26 protein-coding genes are annotated in these 26,066 nt (G+C 46.3%); 21 read left to right on the top strand and 5 right to left on the bottom strand.

Going from position 1 to position 26,066, the window contains the following annotated elements; genetic code table 11:
• Window positions 1–155 precede the first annotated feature (155 nt).
• The 4 genes from ACXAGX_RS04390 (at window position 156) to ACXAGX_RS04375 (ending at window position 2,815) form a co-directional block, all read left to right on the top strand.
• The gene (locus ACXAGX_RS04390; protein WP_070124313.1) at window positions 156–779 is read left to right on the top strand and encodes a c-type cytochrome; all 624 of its coding nucleotides are present in this window, start codon (window positions 156–158) and stop codon (window positions 777–779) included.
• A 360-nt stretch (window positions 780–1,139) separates the two neighbouring features.
• Window positions 1,140–1,787: a class I SAM-dependent methyltransferase gene (locus ACXAGX_RS04385; RefSeq protein ID WP_474836779.1), complete on the top strand. Its 648-nt coding sequence runs from the start codon at window positions 1,140–1,142 to the stop codon at window positions 1,785–1,787.
• A gap of 49 nt (window positions 1,788–1,836) precedes the next feature.
• Window positions 1,837–2,343 (top strand): Der GTPase-activating protein YihI, encoded by a 507-nt coding sequence (yihI, locus tag ACXAGX_RS04380; protein ID WP_474818450.1) that lies wholly within the window; start codon window positions 1,837–1,839, stop codon window positions 2,341–2,343.
• A gap of 13 nt (window positions 2,344–2,356) precedes the next feature.
• Window positions 2,357–2,815: a DUF2489 domain-containing protein gene (locus tag ACXAGX_RS04375; protein ID WP_474818452.1), complete on the top strand. Its 459-nt coding sequence runs from the start codon at window positions 2,357–2,359 to the stop codon at window positions 2,813–2,815.
• Window positions 2,816–2,835: 20 nt separating this feature from the next.
• Here the strand turns inward: ACXAGX_RS04375 and ACXAGX_RS04370 are convergent, their stop codons facing one another.
• Window positions 2,836–3,426 (bottom strand): DNA-3-methyladenine glycosylase I, encoded by a 591-nt coding sequence (locus ACXAGX_RS04370; RefSeq protein WP_474818454.1) that lies wholly within the window; start codon window positions 3,424–3,426, stop codon window positions 2,836–2,838.
• 121 nt (window positions 3,427–3,547) lie between these two features.
• Between ACXAGX_RS04370 and glyQ the strand changes: the two genes are divergently transcribed.
• The 3 genes from glyQ to ACXAGX_RS04355 all read left to right on the top strand — a co-directional run bounded on the left by glyQ (window position 3,548) and on the right by ACXAGX_RS04355 (window position 7,040).
• Window positions 3,548–4,453, top strand: coding sequence for a glycine--tRNA ligase subunit alpha (gene glyQ, locus ACXAGX_RS04365; protein WP_474836777.1), 906 nt, complete (start codon window positions 3,548–3,550; stop codon window positions 4,451–4,453).
• A gap of 2 nt (window positions 4,454–4,455) precedes the next feature.
• Complete coding sequence (gene glyS, locus ACXAGX_RS04360; protein ID WP_474836775.1) at window positions 4,456–6,525, top strand: glycine--tRNA ligase subunit beta; 2,070 nt, start codon at window positions 4,456–4,458, stop codon at window positions 6,523–6,525.
• Between the two features lie 71 nt (window positions 6,526–6,596).
• Window positions 6,597–7,040, top strand: a complete 444-nt coding sequence (locus ACXAGX_RS04355) for a hypothetical protein (protein ID WP_474836773.1) — start codon at window positions 6,597–6,599, stop codon at window positions 7,038–7,040.
• A 350-nt stretch (window positions 7,041–7,390) separates the two neighbouring features.
• Here ACXAGX_RS04355 and gyrB read toward each other — a convergent pair whose 3' ends face one another.
• Genes gyrB through dnaA form a run of 4 tightly spaced genes read right to left on the bottom strand, consistent with a single transcriptional unit; the run spans window position 7,391 to window position 13,645 of the window.
• Window positions 7,391–9,811: a DNA topoisomerase (ATP-hydrolyzing) subunit B gene (gyrB, locus tag ACXAGX_RS04350; protein ID WP_474818458.1), complete on the bottom strand. Its 2,421-nt coding sequence runs from the start codon at window positions 9,809–9,811 to the stop codon at window positions 7,391–7,393.
• Window positions 9,812–9,821: 10 nt separating this feature from the next.
• The gene (gene recF, locus ACXAGX_RS04345; protein ID WP_474836771.1) at window positions 9,822–10,910 is read right to left on the bottom strand and encodes a DNA replication/repair protein RecF; all 1,089 of its coding nucleotides are present in this window, start codon (window positions 10,908–10,910) and stop codon (window positions 9,822–9,824) included.
• Between the two features lie 54 nt (window positions 10,911–10,964).
• A complete protein-coding gene (gene dnaN, locus ACXAGX_RS04340) occupies window positions 10,965–12,068 on the bottom strand; it encodes a DNA polymerase III subunit beta (RefSeq protein ID WP_474836769.1) in 1,104 nt (367 codons plus the stop codon).
• Window positions 12,069–12,100: 32 nt separating this feature from the next.
• Window positions 12,101–13,645 (bottom strand): chromosomal replication initiator protein DnaA, encoded by a 1,545-nt coding sequence (gene dnaA / locus ACXAGX_RS04335; protein WP_474836767.1) that lies wholly within the window; start codon window positions 13,643–13,645, stop codon window positions 12,101–12,103.
• 620 nt (window positions 13,646–14,265) lie between these two features.
• Here dnaA and rpmH point away from each other — a divergent pair.
• The 14 genes from rpmH (at window position 14,266) to ACXAGX_RS04265 (ending at window position 26,066) form a co-directional block, all read left to right on the top strand.
• Complete coding sequence (gene rpmH, locus ACXAGX_RS04330; protein ID WP_014290886.1) at window positions 14,266–14,400, top strand: 50S ribosomal protein L34; 135 nt, start codon at window positions 14,266–14,268, stop codon at window positions 14,398–14,400.
• A gap of 15 nt (window positions 14,401–14,415) precedes the next feature.
• Entirely contained in the window at window positions 14,416–14,772 is a 357-nt protein-coding gene (gene rnpA, locus ACXAGX_RS04325) for a ribonuclease P protein component (RefSeq protein ID WP_283645666.1), read from the top strand.
• Window positions 14,760–15,008, top strand: a complete 249-nt coding sequence (gene yidD / locus ACXAGX_RS04320) for a membrane protein insertion efficiency factor YidD (RefSeq protein WP_283645667.1) — start codon at window positions 14,760–14,762, stop codon at window positions 15,006–15,008. Before rnpA ends, yidD begins: the two co-directional genes overlap by 13 nt.
• A gap of 10 nt (window positions 15,009–15,018) precedes the next feature.
• Window positions 15,019–16,683 (top strand): membrane protein insertase YidC, encoded by a 1,665-nt coding sequence (gene yidC, locus ACXAGX_RS04315; protein ID WP_474818464.1) that lies wholly within the window; start codon window positions 15,019–15,021, stop codon window positions 16,681–16,683.
• A 59-nt stretch (window positions 16,684–16,742) separates the two neighbouring features.
• The gene (locus ACXAGX_RS04310) at window positions 16,743–17,225 is read left to right on the top strand and encodes a YajQ family cyclic di-GMP-binding protein (protein ID WP_474818467.1); all 483 of its coding nucleotides are present in this window, start codon (window positions 16,743–16,745) and stop codon (window positions 17,223–17,225) included.
• A 2-nt stretch (window positions 17,226–17,227) separates the two neighbouring features.
• A complete protein-coding gene (gene mnmE / locus ACXAGX_RS04305) occupies window positions 17,228–18,616 on the top strand; it encodes a tRNA uridine-5-carboxymethylaminomethyl(34) synthesis GTPase MnmE (protein ID WP_474836765.1) in 1,389 nt (462 codons plus the stop codon).
• 3 nt (window positions 18,617–18,619) lie between these two features.
• The gene (locus ACXAGX_RS04300) at window positions 18,620–19,054 is read left to right on the top strand and encodes a flavodoxin domain-containing protein (protein WP_474836763.1); all 435 of its coding nucleotides are present in this window, start codon (window positions 18,620–18,622) and stop codon (window positions 19,052–19,054) included.
• Window positions 19,055–19,061: 7 nt separating this feature from the next.
• Window positions 19,062–19,724, top strand: a complete 663-nt coding sequence (locus ACXAGX_RS04295) for a DnaT-like ssDNA-binding domain-containing protein (RefSeq protein ID WP_474818472.1) — start codon at window positions 19,062–19,064, stop codon at window positions 19,722–19,724.
• 4 nt (window positions 19,725–19,728) lie between these two features.
• Window positions 19,729–20,547: a DnaA ATPase domain-containing protein gene (locus ACXAGX_RS04290; RefSeq protein WP_474836761.1), complete on the top strand. Its 819-nt coding sequence runs from the start codon at window positions 19,729–19,731 to the stop codon at window positions 20,545–20,547.
• 650 nt (window positions 20,548–21,197) lie between these two features.
• A complete protein-coding gene (gene mnmG, locus ACXAGX_RS04285) occupies window positions 21,198–23,099 on the top strand; it encodes a tRNA uridine-5-carboxymethylaminomethyl(34) synthesis enzyme MnmG (protein WP_474836759.1) in 1,902 nt (633 codons plus the stop codon).
• 35 nt (window positions 23,100–23,134) lie between these two features.
• Entirely contained in the window at window positions 23,135–23,737 is a 603-nt protein-coding gene (gene rsmG, locus ACXAGX_RS04280; protein ID WP_474819247.1) for a 16S rRNA (guanine(527)-N(7))-methyltransferase RsmG, read from the top strand.
• A gap of 10 nt (window positions 23,738–23,747) precedes the next feature.
• Window positions 23,748–24,539, top strand: coding sequence for a ParA family protein (locus tag ACXAGX_RS04275; protein ID WP_474818478.1), 792 nt, complete (start codon window positions 23,748–23,750; stop codon window positions 24,537–24,539).
• Window positions 24,540–24,603: 64 nt separating this feature from the next.
• Complete coding sequence (locus ACXAGX_RS04270; protein WP_474836757.1) at window positions 24,604–25,485, top strand: ParB/RepB/Spo0J family partition protein; 882 nt, start codon at window positions 24,604–24,606, stop codon at window positions 25,483–25,485.
• A gap of 197 nt (window positions 25,486–25,682) precedes the next feature.
• On the top strand, window positions 25,683–26,066 hold the full coding sequence (locus ACXAGX_RS04265) for an ATP synthase subunit I (RefSeq protein ID WP_474818483.1): 384 nt from the start codon (window positions 25,683–25,685) through the stop codon (window positions 26,064–26,066).

Raw genomic sequence — 26,066 nt, 5'->3', positions numbered from 1 at the left:
GGACTTAATTATAAATTGTTTGACACTTATCAGAAAATCGCCATAAAACCATAGTTTTATTATGGAATAAGTTTTTCTGCCGTGTTAAATGTGTAAAGATACATATGATATCACGTATAACGCCGAAGCCGTTTGGTCCTTTGTAGAGATTAGTTATGAAAAAACTGTGTTTAGTTGTTTGTGTGGCATTAGGTTTTACCGGAACTGTTCTGGCAGAAGGAAATGCCGAAGCCGGAAAAGCAAAATCTGTAACCTGTGCAGCTTGCCACGGTCCTGATGGCAACGCCATGATCCCCATGTATCCGAAAATCGCAGGGCAACATGCAGGCTATATCGAAAAACAACTGAAAGAGTTTAAACTAGCGATGCAAACGGGCGGCGCAGAAGGCCGTAATAACGCCGTGATGAATCCAATGGCAGGTGCCCTGTCAGAACAAGACATGGCAGATTTAGCGGCCTATTTCTCTTCACAAGATCCTAAAATCGGACAAACGCCAGAGAATTACGTCGAAGCAGGCCAAGCGCTTTACCGCGGTGGTGACGCATCACGTGGCATTCCCTCCTGCAGTGCTTGCCACGGTCCAGACGGGAATGGCATGGGGTTAGCTGGCTTTCCCGATATCAGTGGTCAATACACTGACTACGTCGCAGCCCAACTAAAAAGCTTCCGGGAAGGCCAACGGGCTAACGACATGAACGGCATGATGCGTGATGTGGCCATGAAGCTTACTGACGAAGACATTGAGATCCTGTCGAACTACCTGGCAGGCCTACACTAAGTACTTGTATTTCAAAGGTTGTTAATTATTTGTAAATAACCACTTGTTTTTTGAACTCAGTTCTGTAGTATAGCTGCTCAAGTTTGGAGCTTTGCCTGAAAGAGCACCAACTGAAATACAACAATAACAAAAATCAACAGACCAGGAATTTGGATAAAGCGTCAGGAAGACCTTAAACAATATAAGCTCTGTAAAAAACAAAAAAAAGGGGAGCACCCTTGCACATAAGTGCAATAACGGGAGAGGTGTCATCAGACACTGATAAACGAGGTGATGGTTTCGACCATCACCTTTTTTTCTTTTTGGCTCCTGTTAAACTTGTTTCCAATCCTCCCCCAACCAATCCGGACGCCTCTGTAAATGAAATACTCTGACACTTGTCCGCTCTGTCTTTCAAAACAAATTAACCACTATCACGAAGATAAAAAGCGTCGATATTTGCGCTGTGAGCAATGTGATTTGGTATTTGTGGCAAGGGAGTTTTTGCCCGATTTAAGTCAGGAGAAAGCCGAATACGACCTTCACGAAAACAGCTTTGATGATCAAGGTTACCGGCAGTTTCTGAACCGAGCGTGCACACCAATAACAGAACAACTCACGCCTCCAGCTATAGGATTAGATTTTGGTTGTGGTCCTGCGCCGGTACTCGCCGATATGCTGAAACAGCATGGTTTTTCGATGCACTGGTACGATCCTATTTATGCCAATGACGAATCAGTTCTTAACCTGAACTACGATTTTATTTCCTGTACCGAAGCTATCGAGCACTTTCACAGACCAATTGAAGAGTTAACGTTGCTTACTTCATTGCTAAAACCAGGCGGCATGATGGCAATCATGACCAAGCGTGTTGAAAGTCCGGAGAAATTCGTCAGTTGGCATTACAAGAATGACATGACACATGTGTCATTTTTCTCAGCGCGTACCTTCGACTATATTGGTCGGGAATTCGGGTTTTCTGTCACTCTTTGCAGCAAAGACGTTGTATTGTTGAAGAAGCATCCATAGATACGCGGTATAATTACACCCAATTATCGTTTAACCAGGAGACAAAGTTATGTCGTCTCGTTCTAAAAAGACCCGTAAAGTCGGGCTAATTGGTGTCAGGAAAGATCCTGACTTCAATAAAAAGAAAAAACAAAATACCACTTCACCTGCAAAATCTAAGAAGCACTCCGGTAACAAAGCGGGTAGCAGAAACGCAGTTGAATCTAAGGCCAAGCAAGAGAAGCGCGCCTCAGGAAATAAAGATCCTCGCCACGGCAGTAAAAAGCCGATTGAGCTGATAAAAGCCCCGGTAACGAAAGCTGTGGTAAAAAAATACGCCACGCCAGCAGACGAATTGGCCGCGTTAGAAGCGGATAACCGATTAGCAACGTTGCTCGATAAACTCGACGACGGTATTGCCATTAGTAAGGCAGAACAAGCTTACGTTGACGAGAAAATGGCACGTCACCGTATTATTTGTGATTTACTGGGTATTACTGACAGCGACGATGAAGAAGAGGACGAAGATCCGATGAAGCATCTGGATGCTATCAGTATGGATGAATTCAAAGACTAGGGTGTAAAGTGCTATGTGGTTAACTGTCGCCATTGTCGCAGGTTTACTGATTATTCTAGGTCTTGGATTTTATGCCGGAAAGCTCCTGTTTTTGTTAAAGCAACAGAACGCGAGACAAAAGGCTGCCAGAGATGGCCGGATAGACACAATCACAGAAAGTATTGTTGTTATCAGCAAAGCGATGCAACAGCAACAGTGTGATTTATCAGAAGGCGCCATTCGCATTTGTAAGCTGCTTAATGCCCTGCCATTGGAAGCACCGCCAGAGTATAAAACGAAGTTCCCCCATATCTACGCGCTCTATGTAGAGATCAGTGGCTTTGCGATTTTAGACGAACGCAGAAAACTGCCACTGAAAGAACGAAGAAAGCAAGATGTGGCCAGAGAACAAATTGAATCTGAATACGAGACCAAGGTGTTAGCCGAACTGGATGATATCAGTCGCTGGTGCCAACAACTGAACACCGCTTGAGTGCCAGTCTATCTTCACTGTTACCGCCGTGCCTGTTCACAGCACGATTGGTAACAGTGACATTCCACCGTGTGATCGTTCACCATTCCCACCGCCTGCATGTAGGCATAACAAATCGTTTCCCCCACAAATTTAAAGCCGTCTTTTTTAAGTGTTTTCGACATCTGCTTCGATTCAGGTGAACTGACCGGTGCCTGTTTATAGTCTTGCCATTGGTTAATAATGGTTTTATGTTCCGTGAACTGCCAGATGTAGTCTTTGAAAGTCATGCGCTCAGTAATGTTTAAATAGGCCTGAGCGTTGGTAATGATGCTTTTTATTTTAAGACGATTACGAATAATTCCTGTATTTTGCATAAGTCGCTCAACATCGTCATCGGTCATCTTTGCTACCCGTTCTGGTTCAAAGTTATGGAAAGCGGATTCAAAATTGGCCTGCTTTTTCAGAATCGTAATCCAGGATAAGCCAGCCTGTTGTCCATCGAGGCAAAGTTTGGCAAACAGTGCCTTATCATCCAATTCTGGTCGTCCCCATTGCGTATCATGATAAAGCTGATATTCCGTATCATCCGAGACCCAGCCACAGCGATTTACACCTGTCGTCACTTTCATATCGGTTTCCCTGCTAAATTAAGCGTATTTTAATCAGTTTTCATTAAATTCAGCCTACATTCGGCTGCTGACAAATTGTATACTACTCCACCTTTACATTGGTCAGTTATAAGCAGCAAACATGCAGAAATACGATATTAAAACCTTTCAGGGTTTGATCCTCGCACTGCAGGATTACTGGGCACGCCAAGGTTGCGTGATTATCCAGCCTCTTGATATGGAAGTAGGTGCCGGTACTTTCCACCCGATGACGTTCTTAAGATCGTTAGGGCCAGAGCCTATCAGCAGTGCTTATGTACAACCTTGCCGACGCCCTACCGATGGTCGTTATGGCGAAAACCCCAATCGTCTGCAGCACTATTATCAGTTTCAGGTTATGTTGAAGCCTTCTCCTGACAACATCCAGGAGCTATACCTTGGCTCGTTGAAAGAGCTGGGTTTCGATCCGCTGGTTCACGATATTCGTTTCGTAGAAGACAACTGGGAATCACCTACCCTGGGTGCCTGGGGTCTTGGTTGGGAAGTCTGGTTGAACGGTATGGAAGTAACTCAATTTACTTACTTCCAGCAAGTAGGTGGCCTTGAGTGTAAACCGGTTACTGGTGAAATCACTTATGGTTTAGAGCGCCTGGCCATGTACGTTCAGGGCGTCGACAGCATTTACGATCTGGTGTGGACAGATGGCCCAATGGGTAAAGTGACCTACGGTGATGTGTTCCATCAAAACGAAGTTGAGCAGTCGGCGTATAACTTCGAGCACGCTGATGTGGATTTCCTGTTCAAAACATTCGATGAATGCGAAGCCGCCAGCCAATCGTTAATTGAAAAGAATTTACCTCTGCCCGCTTACGAGCAGGTTATGAAGGCGTCTCATGCTTTTAACTTGCTCGATGCCCGTCATGCGATTTCAGTCACCGAAAGACAACGTTATATCTTGCGCGTACGAACACTTGCTAAGGCCTGTGCTGAAAGCTATTACCAGGCGCGTGAAGCTCTCGGTTTCCCAATGTGTAAGAAGGAGCAGTAATCGTGCGCACAGAGAATTTATTAGTAGAAATTGGCACTGAAGAACTCCCTCCTAAAGCGCTGAAGGCGTTGGGGCAAAGTTTCGCCGACAATTTACAAACGGCTTTGGATAATGCTGAACTCGCTTATTCTGGAATTCACTGGTTTGCAGCACCGCGTCGTCTAGCAGTATCGGTTTCCGACCTTGCAGAATCACAACAGGATAAAGTGGTAGAGAAGCGCGGCCCTGCGGTTTCTGCTGCGTTTGATGCAGATGGCAATCCAACGAAAGCCGCCATGGGCTGGGCCCGCGGTAATGGTATCGACGTTTCTGAAGCAGAACGCATGGTTACCGATAAAGGGGAATGGTTACTTCATCGCGCCAGTGTTGAAGGTCAGCACATTAGCGCACTCATTGAAGGCCTGGTTAATCAAGCGATCGGGAAATTGCCTATTCCTAAAGCCATGCGCTGGGGTAATTCTACAACCCAGTTTATTCGTCCGGTGCATACGGTTACTGCCCTTTACGGCGCAGAATTGTTGCCTTTAACCGTACTGGGTAAAGCCAGTAGCCGTGTTGTTCAAGGGCATCGATTCCATGGCGAAGCCACCTTTGAGCTTGATCACGCTGATAACTACGCCGCCGCTATGAAGTCGCATTATGTTTATGCCGACTTTTCAGAGCGTACCGAGTACATTCGAAACGAACTGGAAAAGGCAGCGTCTGAGCTTGGTTTAAAAGCTGACTATGACGAGAGTTTACTGGAAGAAATTGCGTCACTGGTTGAATGGCCGGTTGTAATGCAGGCATCGTTCGAAGCCGCTTTCCTGGAAGTGCCAAAAGAAGCCCTCATTTACACCATGAAAGATGACCAGAAATACGTCCCGCTGCTGACCTCAGAAGGCGCGCTGGACAACCGTTTCCTGTTCGTCAGTAACATTGAGTCTCAAGATCCCATTCAGGTGATCTCCGGGAACGAAAAAGTCATCCGCCCTCGCCTTGCTGACGCAGAATTCTTCTTTAACACAGATAAGAAGTCTACGTTAGAAAGTCGTCTTGCCAGCCTGGAGACGGTGCTGTTCCAAAAGCAGCTCGGTACACTGAAAGATAAATCTGACCGTATTGCAGCCCTCTCTGGTTTTATTGCAGGCCAAATTGGTGCCGACGCGGAATCCGCTTCGCGTGCAGGTTTACTCGCGAAAACCGACTTAATGTCGCAAATGGTCATGGAATTCCCTGACGTACAGGGCGTGATGGGCAAATACTATGCGCTGAACGACGGCGAATCTGCTGACGTTGCCAATGCGCTTTATGAGCAATACATGCCGCGTTTCTCTGGCGATGCGCTCCCTGCATCTGGCGTGAGTGCTGCTGTTTCTTTGGCAGACAAGCTGGATACGCTGGTGGGTATCTTTGGTATTGGTCAGTTGCCAAAAGGCGATAAAGACCCATTCGCACTGCGTCGTGCTGCCATTGGTGTGCTTCGTATTATTGTTGAGAAAGATCTCGCGCTTGATTTAGATACGCTGGTTGCGAAAGCGGTAGACGTTTATGGTGATAAACTGACTAACGCAGAAACACAGGCGCAGGTTGTAGACTTCGTGCTTGGACGTTTTGTCGCGTTACTGCAAGACCAAGGTGTTAGCATTGATGTTATTCAAGCGGTGGCTGCCCGTCGTCCTACTCGTCCAGCCGATTATGCTGCACGTGTAGAAGCGGTGTCGGCGTTTAAAGCCCGTGAAGAAGCTGAAGCACTCGCGGCGGGTAATAAGCGTGTTGCCAATATCCTTGCTAAGCAAGATGGCGATATTTCTGACGCTGTCGATGCATCCTTGTTACAGGAAGAAGCCGAAATCGCCCTGTACAAAGCGCTGGAGAGTGTTAAAGCTGAAGTTGAGTCTGGTGTTGAGTCATCTGATTACAATGCGGTATTAAGCGCTCTGGCTACGTTACGCGACGCCGTAGATAGCTTCTTCGATAACGTGATGGTTATGGCCGAAGACGACGCTGTACGGAACAACCGTCTGGCGCTGTTGTCTGTATTAAGACAGCAATTTCTTAAAGCAGCAGATATTTCGCTTCTCGCCAAATAGCCTGCTGTATTGCACACAATAACGCGCATTGCCCGGCAAGTTGTGTCGGGCATTTTTTTAATGGAGTTACAGTGATTAAAAAGTTCGCTTTTTTATTATTCGTCGCCCTTCTCTCTGGCTGTAGTAGCCGCAGCGTTGTAAGCCTGCCTGGCCTAATGGATCCGCCTGAGATTAAATTTCAAGATCTCTATTTACGCGGTGTTTTTAACTGGTGGGAAGCCAACGCTAAATATCAGTTAACCGATGGCCCTCAAGGCTGGTATGTTGATGTTGATTTAATTGCTGATGGTCAGCCGTATGACTTCCGTCTATCTGACGGCTTCTGGACACCTGACCAAACCTGTGGAGCCCGTTATCGTGGTCAGGTTGTTCTTAACCAAGAGCCGCTCTACATGGTTTGTGGCACAGATTCAGAGAATCTGCAGTTCACCCCACAAAAAACCGGTCTGTATCGATTTACCTTCACTCCCGCAAGCGGTGGTGAGGTAATGCTACTGGTGACGCCAAGAGCCTAATCCACCATTTATCTGAGCGCCGATAAATGTGAAAAGCCAGCTTATTGAGCTGGCTTTTTTTCTTCTAGCAGATGTTCGCGCAAAAATCGGGTTATCGTTTCGAACAATTTATTTCGGTTATGTTGGATGGTTGAGATGCTTCAATGGGCGTTGCAATACCAATAAGGCAAACTAAAGTGAAAGTGATTTTTCTAAGCATGGCAATGTCCTTATTTACATCTGACACGTCCCTTTTCTTTTGAATAAATTACCACTATTTTCTAAGCAATACCTCTCTTTGAGGTAGTTGTTTCCCATAAAAAAAGGCGACTCATTGAGTCGCCTTTCACAAATTATTTTATTGTAATCAACTACACATCCAGGTTTTCAACTTTCAGTGCGTTCGCTTCGATGAAGGCACGACGCGGTTCAACCTGGTCTCCCATCAGCGTAGTAAACAGCTGGTCACAGTTAATCGCATCTTCAACTGTAACCTGAAGCATACGACGGCTATCAGGGTCCATGGTAGTTTCCCAAAGCTGGTCTGGGTTCATCTCACCCAGTCCTTTATAGCGTTGAATATACTGACCGCGTTTTGCTTCGTTCATCAACCATTCCAGTGCTTCCTTGAATGACTCCACCGGTTGCTTCTTCTCGCCACGTTGCACGAATGCCGAGTCGTTCATCATATCGTTAATTGACTCATTGAGGTCACGGATTTTCGCGTACTCTGCAGAGTCGATAAACTCCTGGCTTAGCTTATAGTTATAGTCGATACCGTGCATACGCATAGTAATTTGAATGAAGAATTCACTGCCTTCTTCTTCCTTCAAGATATCGTAGCTATACGTGGCACCATCATTCTCTTTCTCGTTAAGACTGTTTACGAAGCTCTCAGCAACGCTATCGAGTGTCGATTCACTCATAAGGTCTTCGTGTCTTAATGTTGGAGAATAAATGAGACGATATAAAATCGCAGGCGGCATCAGACGATGCATACGCTTAATCATTTTCTCAACTGACTGGTACTGCTTAACCAGATTTTCCAGAGCCACACCAGAAATTCCGGGGGCATCTTCGCTGGTAAATAACGCCGAACCATCTACAGCAATGTTCGTCAGATAATTAGTTAGTGCATCTTCATCTTTCAAATATTGCTCTTGCTTACCCTTCTTCACTTTGTAAAGCGGTGGTTGAGCAATATAAACGTAACCACGCTCGATGATTTCAGGCATCTGACGATAGAAGAACGTGAGTAGCAATGTACGAATGTGTGATCCGTCTACGTCCGCATCGGTCATGATAATGATACTGTGATAACGCAGTTTCTCCGGGTCGTATTCGTCACGCCCAATACCACAACCCAACGCAGTGATAAGCGTGGCGACTTCCTGAGAAGAAAGCATCTTATCGAAACGGGCTTTTTCTACGTTCAGGATTTTACCCTTCAACGGCAGAATAGCCTGATTTTTTCTGTTACGCCCCTGCTTGGCGGAACCACCTGCAGAGTCACCCTCCACGATGTACAGTTCAGACAGTGCAGGATCTTTTTCCTGACAGTCAGCAAGTTTGCCAGGAAGACCAGCCAAGTCGAGCGCGCCTTTACGACGGGTCATTTCACGGGCTCTTCGTGCAGCTTCACGGGCACGGGCTGCATCGATAATCTTTGAAGCAATAATCTTACTTTCGTTAGGGTTTTCAAGCAGGAAGTCAGCCAGTTTTTCGTTCATTGTAGACTCAACGGCATTCTTCACTTCTGAAGAAACCAGTTTATCTTTAGTCTGTGATGAGAACTTAGGGTCTGGAACTTTTACCGAAATAACAGCAGTCAAACCTTCGCGGGCATCATCACCACTCGCGTTGGTTTTGGCCTTTTTGTTCAGGCCTTCTTTTTCCATATAGTTATTCAGCGTACGCGTCAACGCACCACGGAAACCCGCTAAGTGTGTTCCGCCGTCCCGTTGAGGTATGTTGTTGGTAAAGCAGAATATGCTTTCCTGGAAACCATCATTCCACTGCATCGCCACTTCAACAGAAATGCCGTCTTCACGCTCTGTGCTGAAATGAAATACTTTCTGATGCACGGGTGTTTTATTCTGGTTCAGGTACTGAACGAAAGCCTGAATCCCGCCCTCGTACATGAAGTGATCTTCTTTACCATCACGCTCATCTTTGAGACGGATAGATACGCCAGAGTTAAGAAATGACAGTTCACGGAGACGTTTAGCCAGAATGTCGTAGTGGAACAACGTATCGGTGAAGGTATCGGTACTGGGCCAAAAACGTACTGAGGTACCGGTTTTGTCAGTATCGCCAGTCACTGCCAGCGGCTCCTGAGGAACACCATGTTGATATTCCTGCTCGTGAACTTTGCCTTCACGTCGGATTTTCAGCTTCAGTTTGCTGGACAGTGCGTTTACTACAGAAACACCTACACCGTGTAAACCACCAGAAACTTTATAAGAGTTATCGTCAAACTTACCGCCGGCATGCAGTACGGTCATAATAACTTCTGCTGCAGACACGCCCTCTTCCGGGTGCATAGCAGTAGGAATACCACGGCCGTTATCTGATACAGAAACGGAACCATCAGAATGAATCTGAATAACGATTTCGGAGCAGTGACCTGCCAGTGCTTCGTCAATGGAGTTATCTACAACTTCGAAAACCATGTGGTGCAAGCCGGTTCCATCGTCTGTATCACCAATATACATACCCGGGCGTTTACGTACGGCGTCCAAGCCCTTAAGTACTTTAATACTGGACGAGTCGTAGTTATTTTGCTCTGACATAGTCTAACCTTTACTCCTCTTTCACGTGGCCATGTTCCACGTGAAACATTTTTTTGTCTTCATATTTGTCTATAAATTCGAGTTGCTCGCGTTCAATTGCTGTAACAAACAATTGTGTATCCATTGCGATCAACCCATCTATAAACCGCTCTCGCTTATCTATATCTAATTCTGCGCCGACATCATCAAGAAGGAAAATACTCTTTCTTTGCGTTTCCTGTTGAAACAGCTTTGTCTGCGATAACTGTAATGCTGCGACAGCCATTCTAAGTTGGCCTCTTGATAGAATTTCTTGTGCAAGGTTTCCATCTACCTTAAAGCGTAGATCAGATTTATGTGGTCCGGATGTGGTATATCCTACCTTGCTATCGTAATCACGTTTGCGGAGCAAACTATCTGTCAAAGAGGCGCCTTTTTCCCACCCCTTATAATACGAGATTTCGAGAGAAAACTCAGGTAGAAATTCACTACAAATAGCATTAAATATTGGCTGTAAGCGGCCTACATAGTCTTTTCGTTGGGTATTGAGGTGCTCCCCTACAATAACAAATTGCTGCTCCCAGTATGCATTCTCGGGCGAATCCAAATTAGCTTGCTTTTTAAGTAGCGTATTACGGGTTTTAAGCAGTTTTTGAAAGGTCTGAAACATCAAATTGAATTGATGTTCCACGTGGAACAACCCCCAGTCGATGAAACGTCGTCGCTCACCAGGAGAACCAATTATCAAATCTGTGCTCTGCGGTGTGAACAGTTGAACTGGGATCAGGCTAACTAAATCAGCTAAACGGTGGGAATGATTGCCATCAATCGAACAAACAAATTTTTCATGGCGACTACGTTGCAACCCAACAGAAGACTGCTCTCCTTCATCGTCTATACAACGCGTAAAAATACTGAAACGCTCGGCAGTGTGCTGAATTGCTGATTCGTGCTTGTTGGTTCGAAATGAGCGACCATAGCCAAGATAATAAAGCGCTTCAATAAGAGACGACTTACCACTGCCGTTTTTGCCACTGATTAGTGACAGCGAACGTGAGGGGTTGAAATCTGCGCTTTTGATATTTCGAAAATCAGTCAGCTGGACACGGTCCAGTTTCATAGAATAAATCCGGAAGGGAAAATATCCGGTGCAGTATCCGCACCGGAAGAATGTCTACAGACGCATAGGCATAATGACATAAAGAGCTGAGTCATCACCCGCGTTTTGAATAAGTGCGCTCGAATTGGAATCAGATAATGTAAGCTGCACCTCTTCAGTAGTAAGGGCATTTAAAACATCGATAAGATACGCAACATTAAAACCGATTTCTAAATCATCACCGCTATAGTTAACGTCAACGATTTCTTCGGCCTCTTCCTGCTCTGGGTTATTAGCAGTAATTTTTAGCTCACCGTTAGAAAGGTTCAACCGCACACCGCGGAATTTCTCATTAGACAGAATCGCTGCCCGGGCAAATGCATCTTTCAGCACTGCCTTGCTTGCAGTGATATTCTTATCGCCATCACGTGGAAGTACACGACGGTAATCAGGAAAACGGCCATCTACCAATTTACTGGTAAAGATAAAATCTGCTGAAAAAAGACGGATGTGATTAGCACCAATTTGTACTTTAATAGATTTGTCTTCATCACCAATTAAACGCGAGATCTCAAGAACACCTTTACGCGGAATAATTACCTGACGCGCTGGCAGCGATGCTGCGCCGTATTCTAAACGACACAATGCAAGACGGTGCCCGTCTGTCGCAACAGTGCGAATAATATTTTCTTCGGTCTCGAGGGACATCCCGTTCAGATAATAACGTACATCCTGCTGCGCCATGGAGAAATGGGTACTGTTTATCAGGCGTTTAATGTCTGAAGAAGACACTTCAAATTCAACTTCACCTTCCCAATCTTCCAAATTCGGATAATCGCCAGCCGACAAGGTTGATAAGGTGTAGCGACCACGACCTGCACGAATAAGTGCTTTGCTTGAATCAAGGGTAAAAGTAATCGAGGTGCCATCCGCAATGCCGCGAATAATATCAAAGAGCTTTTTAGCTGGAACGGTGATTTCGCCTTCTTCGAAATCCCCTTCAAGTTGCGTGCTGGCAATCAGCTCGACTTCTAGATCTGTACCAGTCAGCCAGAGTGCGCCTTCACTAACTTTAATTAACACATTAGAGAGAATGGGTAAGGTGTGTCGACGCTCAACAGCGCCAGATACCAACTGCAAAGGTTGAAGAAACTTTTCTCGACTGATGGTAAATTTCATTGATTTACTTTCCTGCCTGGAATGTCAAAGATTTATGAGGACAAGGTCCTTATCAGGTTCTTGTAGTCCTCTTTTATATCATGACTTTCCTCTCTAAGCTGCTCTATTTTTCGGCATGCATGCAGAACCGTTGTATGATCGCGACCACCAAAAGCATTTCCCAATTCCGGCAAGCTATGGTTGGTCAATTCCTTCGCTAAGGCCATAGCAACCTGACGTGGTCTGGCTACGCTTCGACTTCTGCGTTTAGAGAGAATGTCAGCTACCTTAATCTTATAATAATCCGCGACAGTTTTCTGGATGTTATCAACAGTTACCAATTTTTCCTGTAAAGCTAACAGGTCACGTAGTGCTTCGCGCACAAAGTCGATAGTGATGGGTCGACCCGTAAAATTCGCATTAGCAATTACACGGTTCAATGCACCTTCAAGCTCACGCACATTAGACCGTAAACGCTTAGCAATAAAGAATGCGACTTCATCCGGCAGGTGGATTTTATTTTCAGCAGCTTTACGCATCAAAATTGCAACGCGCGTTTCCAGCTCTGGCGGTTCAATAGCAATAGTTAAGCCCCAGCCAAAACGGGATTTAAGTCTATCCTCCACACCATCGATTTCTTTCGGATAGCGATCAGATGTGAGAATAATTTGCTGATTACCTTCCAACAACGCGTTGAAGGTGTGAAAGAACTCTTCTTGTGAGCGCTCTTTATTCGCAAAAAATTGAATATCGTCAATGAGCAGTGCATCAACAGAGCGATAAAAACGCTTAAAATCTTCAATGGCATTATTCTGTAGTGCTTTTACCATATCTTGTACAAAACGCTCAGAATGCATGTACACGATTTTTGCACCGGGACGATTAGCAATAATGCCGTTCCCCACTGCATGCAATAAGTGCGTTTTACCTAAACCGGTACCGCCATAGATAAACAACGGGTTGTAAGAGCCGCCAGGATTATTGGCCACCTGGGTGGCCGCGGCGCGAGCAAGTTGATTCGACTTACCCTCAACAAAGTTATCAAATTGATAGGTCGGATTAATATTACTTTTGTGCTTCATCGCCTCAGGAATAGGCACCACATTTGGGCCCGCCCGTTGCGGTTGAGCCGAACTGGAATAATCGCGATTTTGTTGAGGCTTAGGTTCTGCCATCACTGCTGATGGACTTGCAGCCTGACTCCCCTGATGATGATGAGAAGATACATTCGCTGTTGCATCGCCCTGTTGGTGTGAAAACTGACCAGGGGCTTGAAATGCAGGTGGCTGCGTTGGCGTACGCGCAGGTTGTTGGTTCGACGTTGGCGATCGAGAAGCAACAGAAGGCGCTGGTCTTACAGAACGCGTAGCAACATCAAGATGCAACTGAGGTGCATCAGCGCCACGAAATTCGTTGAACAATTCAGTTATCTTGTCTCTGTACTTATCTCTTACCCAATCCAGCACAAAACGGTTTGGGGCAAATAAAGTCAGCACGCCAGCTTCTTCTTGCGCAGTAAGTGGACGAATCCACATGCTGAACTGCTGAGTCGGCAATTCCTGGCGTAAGCGCTCTAGGCACATATTCCACAGAGACATAATAAAAACGGACTCCAAAAGGTGCTGCAGACGCCAGGTAGCGAAAAAAGACGAAAAGAATAGCTATTCCTTATCTGAAAATAAGAAATTAAGCTATGTAGTCTGGGTAACAGCGGTGTTTATCGTATTGTAATTGTGATCGCTGTGGATTATCTGATCTTCTGTGGGTAAAGTAAATCTTGATCTTTTTCGATCTCTACGATCTAACATTTAAATTATTGTTATTATTAGTTTATTTTATTTATTCATGAATTTAGTAAATTTATAAATAAAAACACTGTACGCTTGATCAGGTTGAAGGATCACGCAACAAAACTTACTGATCCGGCGCGATCAATGCTTGACTTGTGGATAAAATTATAGTTCCGACAAGGTTATTCACAACTTTAACTCGTCGGTCAAGTGTGAAAACGATTGATTGAACAAAATTTCTTCTTTGATAGCGAAAAAATATCCACTATCATCGCGTTTTCAATTGACATCAGCCCGCGAGATCTCTAGAATTCAGCGTCCTTTTTGGATGGGCGGCGTAACAACCTTACTGACAAACTCCACGTTTCGTTATTAAGTGCGTTATTTTGAACGTCTGATAATTTAACTAGAAAAGTGAGACTTTGGTCATGAAAAGAACATTTCAACCGAGCAACTTAAAGCGCAAGCGTTCTCACGGTTTTCGTGCTCGTATGGCGACTAAAAATGGTCGTAAAGTACTAGCAGCTCGCCGTGCTAAAGGTCGCGCTCGCCTTTCTGCTTAAGAGTACTACCCTAAAGTGGGTGAAAATAATTTCTCCAGGGAGTTACGTCTGTTAACTCCCTCCCACTTTACTCATGTGTTTAATGACGCAACCCCTGCTGTATCTCCCGCTTTTACATTACTTGCCAGACATAATCAGTTAGCACATCCACGTGTTGGAATTACTATTGCCAAAAAACGTGTGCGTAAAGCGCATGACCGAAATCGGCTGAAAAGATTAATCAGAGAAAGTTTCCGGCATCAACGCCACAAACTTCCTGCAGTTGATATTGTCGTTGTCGGAAAATCTGGCGCTGATAAGTTAACCAATGAAGAAATTGTTTCAATGTTGGACAAGCAATGGAAAAAACTGGCAAAGCGCTGCGCAAAATAACCATCGCCCTTCCCTTGCTACTGGTAAAATTCTATCAGTGGTTTATTTCACCCATGCTCGGGCAACGCTGCAGGTTCCATCCAACCTGCTCATATTATGCAATTGAAGCATTAAATTCGCACGGATTGCTAATTGGCGGTTGGTTATCGATTAAACGCATATTAAAATGCCACCCTTTCAATCCGGGCGGAGTCGATCCCGTGCCGGAATCACGGAATAATAAACACTCAGAATAAAGAGACCTATATGGAATCGCAACGTAGTTTTCTGCTAATCGGCCTTGCCCTCGTAAGCTTCTTGCTTTGGGATCAATGGCAAAAAGATTATGGACCCCAACCCGTTCAGCCCGCCGCGACTGAACAAGCCAGCGTAGAAGCCGGTAATGAGGGTGTACCTTCATCCGTGCCAATGAGCGACGATATTCCCGCCTCTTCCAACGAAGATGTACCGGGTGTGACACCAGAAGCAAAGCCGAACGCAGCTCGCATGATTCACGTTCTGACCGACACACTGGATTTACAAATTGATCTGGTCGGTGGCGATGTTATCAAAGCGAACCTGGTAAAATTTCCGCTAACGCAGGAATCAACCGAAACTTATAGTCTGCTACGCCCTGCAGACGGTCTCTATGTTGCGCAAAGCGGGCTAGTTGGTCGTGATGGTCCTGACGCTAACCGTTCTGGACGTCCTCGCTACGATGCAGAACAACAAGAGTTTGTCATGCAAGGTGATACGTTATCTGTACCATTAACTTGGCAAAATGCAGATGGCGTTGCGGTAACGAAAACTTACAACTTCACTAAAGGCAGCCACGACATTGCCTTAACCTACACTATTGCGAACAATTCATCGCAAACGACCACTTTCCAACAGTACGCGCAATTAAAGCAAACCACGCAAGTGCCTGACGGTGGCAATATGTTTATGCCGACATACCGCGGTGCAGCGTATGGTACTGATGAAGACCGTTACGAAAAATATCCGTTTGATGATATCGAAGACAAAAACCTGAAAGTCTCTACGGCTGGCGGTTGGGTCAGTATGCTTGAGCACTACTTTGTTGCTGCATGGGTACCGCCTCAGTCACAAACGAATAATCTGTATTCCAAACTGGTTCAAAATCAGTACGCCATCATAGGTTTTACCGGCACACCGGTTAACGTTAATGCGGGTGACACTGTGACCGTTGGTTCCGAACTGTATTTAGGACCAAAAGATCAAGATACCCTGGAAAGTCTGGCTAACGGTTTGGATCTGACAGTGGACTACGGCATTCTGTGGTGGCTGTCTAAACCACTTTTCGCCCTGCTGCAATTCCTGCACAGCTTGGTTGGTAACTGGGGTGTAGCAATCATTCTGATCACCGTTGTGGTGAAAGGTGCAATGTACCCGCTGACTAAGAAGCAGTACGAATCTATGGCGCGCATGCGTAATCTTGCACCTAAAATGCAGCAGCTGAAAGACCGCTTCGGTGACGATCGCCAGAAGATGTCTCAGGCAATGATGGAACTGTACCGCAAAGAGAAAGTAAACCCGATGGGCGGCTGTCTGCCAATTATCCTGCAGATGCCTATCTTCCTGGCACTGTACTGGGTACTACTGGAAAGTGTGGAACTGCGCCACGCAGATTTCTTCTTGTGGATCACTGACCTGTCTGTGAAAGACCCATACTTTGTACTGCCAGTACTCACCGGTGCCAGCATGTGGTTACTGCAAAAACTGCAACCAACCACGGTGACCGACCCAATGCAGCAAAAGATCATGCAATTCATGCCAGTGGCAATGAGTGTATTCTTCTTATGGTTCCCAGCTGGTCTGGTGCTGTACTGGCTGGTCAGTAACATCATTACTCTTGTCCAGGCGAAATTGATTTACGCCGCCATGGAAAAGAAAGGGCTGAAATCCAAGTAATTCATCTAATCTTAAACAGCCCGCTTCTGCGGGCTGTTTCATATATAAAGAGGTCAAACATGCCATCTTTCGATATCGTATCCGAAATCAACATTGAAGAAGTTCGTAATGCCACGGAAAACACTACCCGTGAACTTGCTACCCGTTTCGATTTTCGTGGCGTAGAAGCCAGCATCGAATTTAAAGAAAAAACGGTTGTGATGAAGGCTGAGGGTGAATTTCAGCTGCAACAGCTAGAGTCAATGTTCCGTAACGCCTGTTCTAAGCGCAATCTGGATACCAGCATCCTCGACGTCAAAGATTACGACCAGCGCGGAAAAACCTGTACCCAAGTCATCGCGTTTAAAGAAGGTATAGAACAGGCCACCGCAAAGAAAATTGTAAAACTCATCAAAGATGCCAAGATCAAAGTACAAACGGCTATCCAGGGCGACCAGCTTCGTGTTACCGGGAAGAAGCGCGACGACTTACAACAGGTTATCTCGCTGGTTCGTGGCGCTGACTTAGGCCAGCCATTTCAGTTCAAGAACATGAAAGACTAATAATGAATTCACTCACCACCTCTCAGGATACTATCGTTGCTCAAGCCACCGCGCCCGGTCGTGGCGGCGTGGGCATTGTACGGGTATCCGGCCCGGCCGCCCTTGATGTAGCTAAAGCGCTGGTTCCTTCTCCGCTTAAGCCTCGTGTAGCCAGCTATACCCCTTTTGTGGGGCAAGATGACACGGTTATCGATCAAGGTATCGCGCTGTTCTTTAAGGGGCCTAATTCGTTTACTGGCGAAGATGTACTGGAACTCCAAGGACATGGCGGTCAGGTGGTGATGGATATGCTCATTGATGCGGTACTCAGTGCGGCCAATGTGCGCCTGGCAAGACCGGGAGAATTCAGTGAACAGGCATTCTTAAACGACAAACTTGATCTGGCGCAAGCAGAAGCCATCGCCGATCTCATTGATGCCAGCTCTAAACAGGCAGCAAAAAGTGCGCTGCGTTCACTTCAGGGTGAATTTTCACAAACCATCACTCAGTTATCAGAAGAGATCATCCACTTAAGAATGTATGTGGAAGCCGCCATTGATTTTCCTGATGAAGAAATCGATTTTCTGTCTGACGGAAAGGTAGCCGGCGATCTTCGTCAAATTATCGAGTCATTGTCTCAGGTGCAGCAAAAAGCTAAGCAAGGTTCCCTACTGAGAGAGGGCATGCAAGTGGTCATTGCAGGTCGACCTAACGCCGGTAAATCCAGTTTGCTAAATGCATTGGCAGGACGCGACAGTGCAATTGTTACCGATATTGCCGGCACCACAAGAGATGTGCTCAAAGAGCATATCGATATTAACGGTATGCCGGTGCATATTATTGATACCGCGGGCTTACGTGAAAGTCCGGACAAAGTAGAACAAATTGGGATAGAACGGGCCTGGAAAGCCATTGACGAGGCCGATCGGGTTCTTTTTGTTGTCGACAGTACCGACACGGCTGTTATTGATCCTTATGAAATCTGGCCAGAATTTATGGCCCGTCTGCCTGAAAATATTCCAACCACCGTTATTCGGAATAAAGCAGATTTGTCTTCAGAAACGGTAGGTATCCAACAGTTAAACACACAGCATGGAGAAGTGAGTGTCATTGGTTTATCAGCAAACACCGGTGATGGCGTAGACTTACTCCGGCAACACCTTGCAGACACCATGGGTCTGGACACCACTACCGAAGGCCAATTTATTGCACGACGTCGGCACCTTGATGCCCTCGCCAAAGCAGCCGAACACGTAGACAATGGTGAGCAACAATTACTCTCAAACCTAGCAGGGGAACTCCTCGCAGAAGAATTGCGATTAGCCCACCAAGCGCTCACTGAAATTACCGGCGAATTCACCTCCGACGATCTGCTAGGTCGGATTTTCTCTTCTTTTTGTATTGGTAAATAACGCATGTCTCAGCATTTATCTATTGTGGTCGGTTCCGTTCTCGGTGCCTCAGAATATGTCGCAGAAGCCCTTGAGCAAGTTGCACAGAAAGCGGGTTTCACAACCACACTGCAATTTGAGCCAGACCTCTCAGGGCTAAAATGTGAAGGCAAATGGCTCATCTGTACGTCTACCCATGGTGCGGGCGAATTACCTGAAAATATTCAAGCTTTTGCCAAATCACTGGAAGATACCGATCTTTCGGGGGTACAAGCCTACATCGTAGGACTAGGCGATAGCAGCTATGACACCTATTGTTTTGGCGCCATCGAAATGGAGAAGCGCTTAAAAGCTGCTGGCGCGAAAATCATCGCTGAACCACTGCACATTGATGTGCTCAATCATCCCATTCCAGAAGATGTCGCGATAGAATGGTTTGAACAGCAATTGAACTCCTGAACAACGCATGTTTACTGAAGCCGAATTTCACGCGCTTACTGCCTCGTTGTCAAATGACAGCCGGGTGCTCTACTGTCTCGGTTTACGACCCACCGTTGATGTGCCTTCTGCATTGTCGGAACCTGTAAATTATAAATATCTGATCAACTTAGTTAACGGCAACAACACTGAAGACGGTGACTATTCTCGCGGCCAACAAATCAATGCCCTACTCGGGGAACTCGAACAGGCTGGCCTAATTGCCCTTCAGGATGACAACACGCTGGAAACGTCGTTGAGCGGACAGCGTCTTTTACTGCCATTATGTAATGGTAACCAAGACAACTTTACGCACCTGCATCGTCAATACACCGCGATCCACGGACGCTGGCGACCCGATCCCGCTCTCTTTGAAGAAATGGCCAATCTCATCGGACTCATCGATCGCAAGTTTGATGACGAAGATATCGGCGAGTTTGTCTCGTATTGGTTAGGCCGTCCAGATGCGGTTTTCAGCCATTTTCAATGGACCCAGAAATTCGCCTATGCAGTAAAACGTAAGCGATTAGCTGTAGGCCATACCACAACGCGAAAGGTGGGTACACAGACCGTTCCAGTTGCAGCCGGCATTGAAGCCGACGATAATGCCAGAAAGCTGGTGGAAAAATACGCATCACAGAAAAAGAGCTGATCCAATGCAATCATTAAAAGACAAACTGAATTCCCTTGCCCGCGCCATGGGTAAACCAGAGGTGCAGGATGGCTATCAGGATTACGAAACGCTGCGAAAAGAGTACGAACGCAAAGCTAACGATGAAATTCGACAGTTGCAACAAGACAGCAAGATTAAACGTATCCACGACTTACACGGGCGTTCTGATCTGAATCCGAGATGGACCTTTGCTAACCTGGTAGAAGACAGTGACGATGTGATAGAAGCCGTTAGCATCGCCCACTCCTTTATTGCCGCTCACAGCGATAGAGAATGGCGTCAGGCAGGATCACACATGATGCTGTTCTACGGTGACTATGGCCGCGGTAAATCACACATTGCTGGTGCCATTGCCCATGAACTCATTGAGCAATACGAGATCACCGTGTTATACCGACAGCTATCTACACTCATGGAAATGCGTCATTTTTCTTTTGATTTTGGCTCCCAGGACAACATCGGACAGCGTTTCCGTGAAGCCCATCAGGAGCTTCTAGAGGTCGATCTGCTGATCTTAGATGAAGTGTGCGTGAATGAAACCATGCTAAAGAAAAATCAACAGAGCTGGCTAGGGAACTTACTTAGACAACGTTTGGTGAATAAGAAGAACTGTATTTTGATCACCAATCACAATCTCACAGAGCTTGAACTGGCGTTAGGTAAGTACTGCTTTGAGTCGATAAAAGAATACGACACCTATAAAGTACGCTTCTCGGGGCCTAGTCGTCGTGACGGATTGGTTAATGATGAGAACCCGGCAGACAATCCCCAGCCGCGTTATCAACCTAATCAGGTACGCTAAATAACAAAATTTCCGTGAAAAAAATCAAAGCCGGTGTCCATCACACCGGTTTTTTTTCGTTTGGCCACAAATAATGTATTTATCAACATAAACTTTTTTGGATCGAAAAAAGCGATCATGTGGAAAAGATCTAATCACAGGAAGATCACCCGATCAGCCCCCGAAAACACTACGATCATACGAGCATAAAGTGATCGTTCTCGACAACTTATCCCCAACACGATCACATCTTGATCACCCTTGTGGATAGGATCCCCTAAACCTTTGTGCATAAGCTCTGATCGTAAAATGCATAAGTTTTCAGCCACTTCCCGCTGTGGATAATATACCCGGTTATACACATGATCACAGAGTACTTATGATCCCCTCTGTACCACGGTTATTAATTCTGTAAGATCATGATCTCATGATCAAAAAGTGACTTACTAACAGATCTTCGCGATCCTAATAAATATAAAAATAAAGATCTTAAAAGAGATCTTATTTTCTATAAGCCACCAGGCAGACGCAAACTAAAAACAGATTGCAGAAAATTTAACCATTTTCATTAGCCAATAAGTCAGCTAAAATACGCGCCCTTTTTCTGACAGACTAACCAATGTCAGAACAAACCAGATTAATTACATTCCCCGTGTTATGTGAGGTTCAACATGTTTTATCAAGACGTATTTGATGTCATCGTGGTTGGCGGTGGGCATGCCGGAACAGAGGCTGCTCTGGCATCTGCTCGCATGGGCGCAAAAACATTGCTGCTAACCCATAACATGGAAACGATTGGCCAGATGTCTTGTAATCCCGCCATTGGTGGGATCGGAAAAGGCCACCTGGTGAAAGAAATTGATGCCCTCGGTGGTGCCATGGCATTGGCTATCGATCACGGCGGGATCCAATTTAGAACACTGAATTCAAGTAAAGGTCCTGCTGTACGTGCAACCCGCGCGCAAGCTGACCGTAGTCTGTATCGCCAAGCTATTCGTCAAATTGTAGAGAATCAGCCTAATCTGTCTGTATTCCAGCAATCCTGTGATGATTTGATCGTAGAAAATGATCGTGTCGCGGGTGTTGTCACGCAAATGGGCCTAAAATTCAAAGCCCAAAGTGTGGTACTCACGGTTGGCACATTCTTAGGCGGTACCATTCACATCGGCCTTGAAAACTACCGTGGAGGCCGTGCTGGTGATCCTCCGTCCATCGCGTTAGCCGAACGTTTGCGAGATCTCCCTTTCCGTGTTGATCGCTTGAAAACCGGTACGCCTGCGCGTCTCGATGCGCGCACACTGGATTTCAGCGTGATGCAGGCCCAGCCGGGTGACACACCAACGCCGGTATTTTCTTTCATGGGCAACCGTGAAATGCATCCTGAACAGATCAGCTGCTACATCACGCATACCAATGAGAAAACCCACGATATTATTCGTGGCGGTTTGGATCGCTCGCCCATGTTTACTGGTGTCATTGAAGGTGTTGGTCCGCGTTACTGTCCGAGTATCGAAGATAAAATCACCCGCTTTGCTGACAAGAATTCACACCAGATCTTCGTTGAGCCTGAAGGTTTGAACAGCATCGAAGTGTATCCAAACGGCATTTCAACCAGTCTGCCTTTCGATGTACAGCAGGCGCTCATCCACTCAATTCGTGGTTTTGAGAACGCGCATATTATCCGTCCGGGCTACGCTATCGAATATGATTTCTTTGATCCGCGGGATCTGAAGCAAACGTTGGAAACCAAATTCATCGGTGGTCTGTTCTTTGCCGGTCAGATTAACGGTACAACCGGTTATGAAGAGGCTGGTGCGCAGGGTCTGATGGCGGGCGCGAACGCGGCGCTGCAGGTACAGCAGAAAGATCCTATGATTTTACGTCGCGATCAGGCTTACATGGGTGTGCTAGTTGATGATTTGGCCACCATGGGCACCAAAGAACCGTATCGTATGTTCACAAGCCGTGCTGAATACCGCCTGTTGCTGCGAGAAGATAACGCTGATTATCGTTTAACGGCATTAGGCCGTGAGGTTGGTCTGGTTAATGACGCCCGTTGGCAGTCGTTTAACACCAAAATGGAAGTCGTTGAACAAGAACTTCAGCGCCTGCGCGGCCAGTGGGTTCATCCTGATCACGCTGCGGTTGAAGCACTTAACCCGTTACTGAAAAATCCGGTAAGCCGAGAGCATTCTTACGAAGAACTGATCCGCCGTCCTGAAATGACTTATAACGCATTGATGGCCATCGAAGGGATCGGGCCGGGTATCGACAATCCTATCGCTGCAGAACAGGTGGAAATTCAAATCAAGTATGCCGGTTACATTGCCCGTCAACTTGACGAAATTGCAAAAACTCAGCGTCACGAAAATACCTTGCTGCCAATGGACTTCGATTACAGTAAAATATCCGGTCTTTCTAACGAAGTGGTTGCTAAGCTAACTGAAGCTCGTCCAGAGACCATTGGTAAAGCATCACGTATCTCGGGTATTACCCCTGCCGCAATCTCGCTTCTACTGGTATATCTCAAGAAGCACGGCATGTTACGTAAACAGGAATTAAAAACCGCGTGAGCAGAATCGACACCGCAAAACTCAACGATATTTTAATGCAGGGCAGCGATGCGCTGTCTCTGGCTGTGTCAGCACAGCAAGCTGAGAAGCTGATTGGGTATGTGGAACGTATTGATAAGTGGAACAAAGCGTATAACCTGACATCGGTTCGTGAACCTGAGCAGATGATGGTAAAACACATTCTCGATTCAATCGCCGTTGCGCCGTTCATCGAAGGTAAACGCATCATCGATGTGGGAACCGGGCCAGGTTTGCCTGGCATACCATTGTCAGTGATGTTGCCAGAATCTTCGTTCACGTTGTTAGATAGTTTGGGCAAACGCGTGCGTTTTATGAAACAATGCGCTTTCGAACTCGATTTGAAAAATGTCACCCCCGTCCATAGTCGTGTGGAAGACCATAAGCCTGATCACCCATACGATATCGTATTAAGCCGCGCATTTGCGTCCCTGAAAGATATGTTGCACTGGTGCGAGCATCTGGTAGATTCATCAGGAGTCTTTGTTGCTCTTAAAGGTCAGTTTCCTCAGAGCGAAATAGATGAAGTAAGTGATCACTTCCGAATCGAGTCCGTAAAGGCGTTATCTGTCCCGGATCTTGAGGGCGAGCGTCATTTAGTCAATATTCGAAAAGTCTAACGGGTGCACAGTGGCGAAGGTAATCGCAATAGCGAATCAGAAAGGTGGTGTGGGTAAAACCACAACGGCAGTGAACGTGGCGGCATCAATGGCTGCAACGAAACGTAAAGTGCTGCTGATTGATTTGGATCCTCAGGGTAACGCCACCATGGCGAGTGGTGTCGACAAATACGAAGCCGATGCGACCAGTTTTGAATTGCTGATCGAAGAAAAACCGGTGGATGACGTTATCATCAAGAATACCACTGCCAAATACGACCTCATTGCCGCAAATGGCGATGTGACCGCAGCAGAAATCAAATTGATGGAAATGTTTGCTCGCGAAGTCCGTTTGCGTAATGCGCTACAACCGGTGAAGGATTATTACGATTTTATTTTTATCGACTGCCCGCCATCACTGAACCAACTCACCGTTAACGCGTTGGCCGCGGCCGATTCTGTTCTTGTCCCGATGCAGTGTGAATATTACGCCCTGGAAGGGTTAACCGCACTGATGGATACCATTCAGAAACTGGCATCTGTGGTAAACCCGGAACTGAAAATTGAAGGTGTGTTACGTACCATGTACGATCCACGTAACCGTTTGGCCAATGATGTTTCAGAACAGCTAAAACGTCATTTTGGCGAACAGGTTTATCGTACTGTCATCCCCCGTAACGTCCGTTTGGCTGAAGCACCGAGTTTCAGCATGCCGGCCATGTATTACGACAAATCGTCTGCCGGTGCTAAAGCGTATCTTGCGCTGGCCGGAGAAATACTGCGTCGACGCGAAAAGACATTGCAGCCCGCAAAAGCCAGTTAATCTGGTAAACTAACAAAAATTACTACACTGTCAGTTTAAATCGCTTGAGTCATTGAGGAAAAACATGTCTGCAAAGAAAAGAGGACTCGGACGTGGCCTGGACGCGCTACTTGCCACCAGTCAGACATCCGCTGCCCGCCGTGAACAGGAATCGGAAACGGTTGCTTCAGCCCAAAGCGAGCTGAAGAAACTGCCTGTTGAGTTTTTAAAACCTGGCAAATATCAGCCGCGTAAAGACATGTCACCAGAGGCACTCGAAGAATTGGCCTCTTCCATTCGCTCTCAAGGTGTAATTCAGCCAATCGTGGTGCGCAACGTTGGCGAAGACGAGTATGAAATTATTGCCGGTGAGCGCCGCTGGCGTGCATCGCAACTGGCGCAGCTCGATGTTGTACCCTGTTTAATCAAGAACGTTCCCGATGAAGCGGCGGTGGCTATCGCACTTATCGAGAACATCCAGCGTGAAGACTTAAACGCGATGGAAGAAGCGCAGGCACTGGAACGCCTGATGAACGAGTTCGAGCTGACGCATGCACAAACGGCCGAAGCGGTAGGTAAATCCCGCGCGACTGTCACGAATTTGTTACGCCTGAATAATCTTAATGACGATGTAAAACTGCTGCTTGAACATGGTGACATTGAAATGGGCCATGCCCGCGCCCTGCTTGGACTTGAAGGTGAGCAGCAAACCGAGGTGGCGCAGGTGGTATCCGGCAAGGGACTGACGGTAAGAGATACAGAGAAACTCGTTCGTAAATGTTTGGAGCCAGCAAAGCCAAAACCTGAGAAAACCGTCGACCCTGATGTTGCGAGTCTGATGAACCGCCTTTCCGAGAACCTCGGTGCATCAGTTTCGATTGATCACAATGCCAAAGGTAAAGGGAAAATCACTATTAATTTTAATGATTTAGAACAACTGGACGGCATCCTTTCCAAGATTCACTAACCCGCTATAAGACCATGGTTGCAGATCAGCTAACTGTGGTCGTTATTGCTGCTCTTTTCGCGTACAATGCGTGGCAACCTGACATTCGACACGAAAATTTTCATAATAACTTTCAAAACGCGATGTATGGTTGAAAAATATCGGTAAAACAGTATACTTCTGACGCTTTTTATTTGGGCTGAGAAATAAGCAGAATAATGGCCAGAGAAGAATTGGCTGCGGCCGGAAAGCGGCTTGCGAGAAAAGCCCTCTACATGCAAGCGATTGTCATGTGTATTTTAGTCGCCATCAGTGGTGCAGGAATGTCATTCAATGCTGCGAAATCAGCAGCGATTGGCGCGCTCATCAGCATCCTACCCAATCTTGTGTTTGCGACATTCGCGTTTAAATACGCCGGCGCCAGTAAGAATCAACTGGTGGTTAAAAGCTTCAGTCAGGGCGCGAAACTGCGCATGGCAATAGCAATAATTTTATTCGTAGTGGCCTTTAAGCTGTTGCACGCAATACCGGAGGTGGTATTTGCCAGCTTCGCCATTACGACGGTTAGCTACTGGCTGACCATGTTTCGTCAACAACAATAA

Source organism: Alteromonas sp. ABV4_515 (assembly GCF_056160345.1).
Note: the sequence above shows the minus strand (reverse complement) of the source record. Positions and strands in the feature narration are given on the sequence as shown.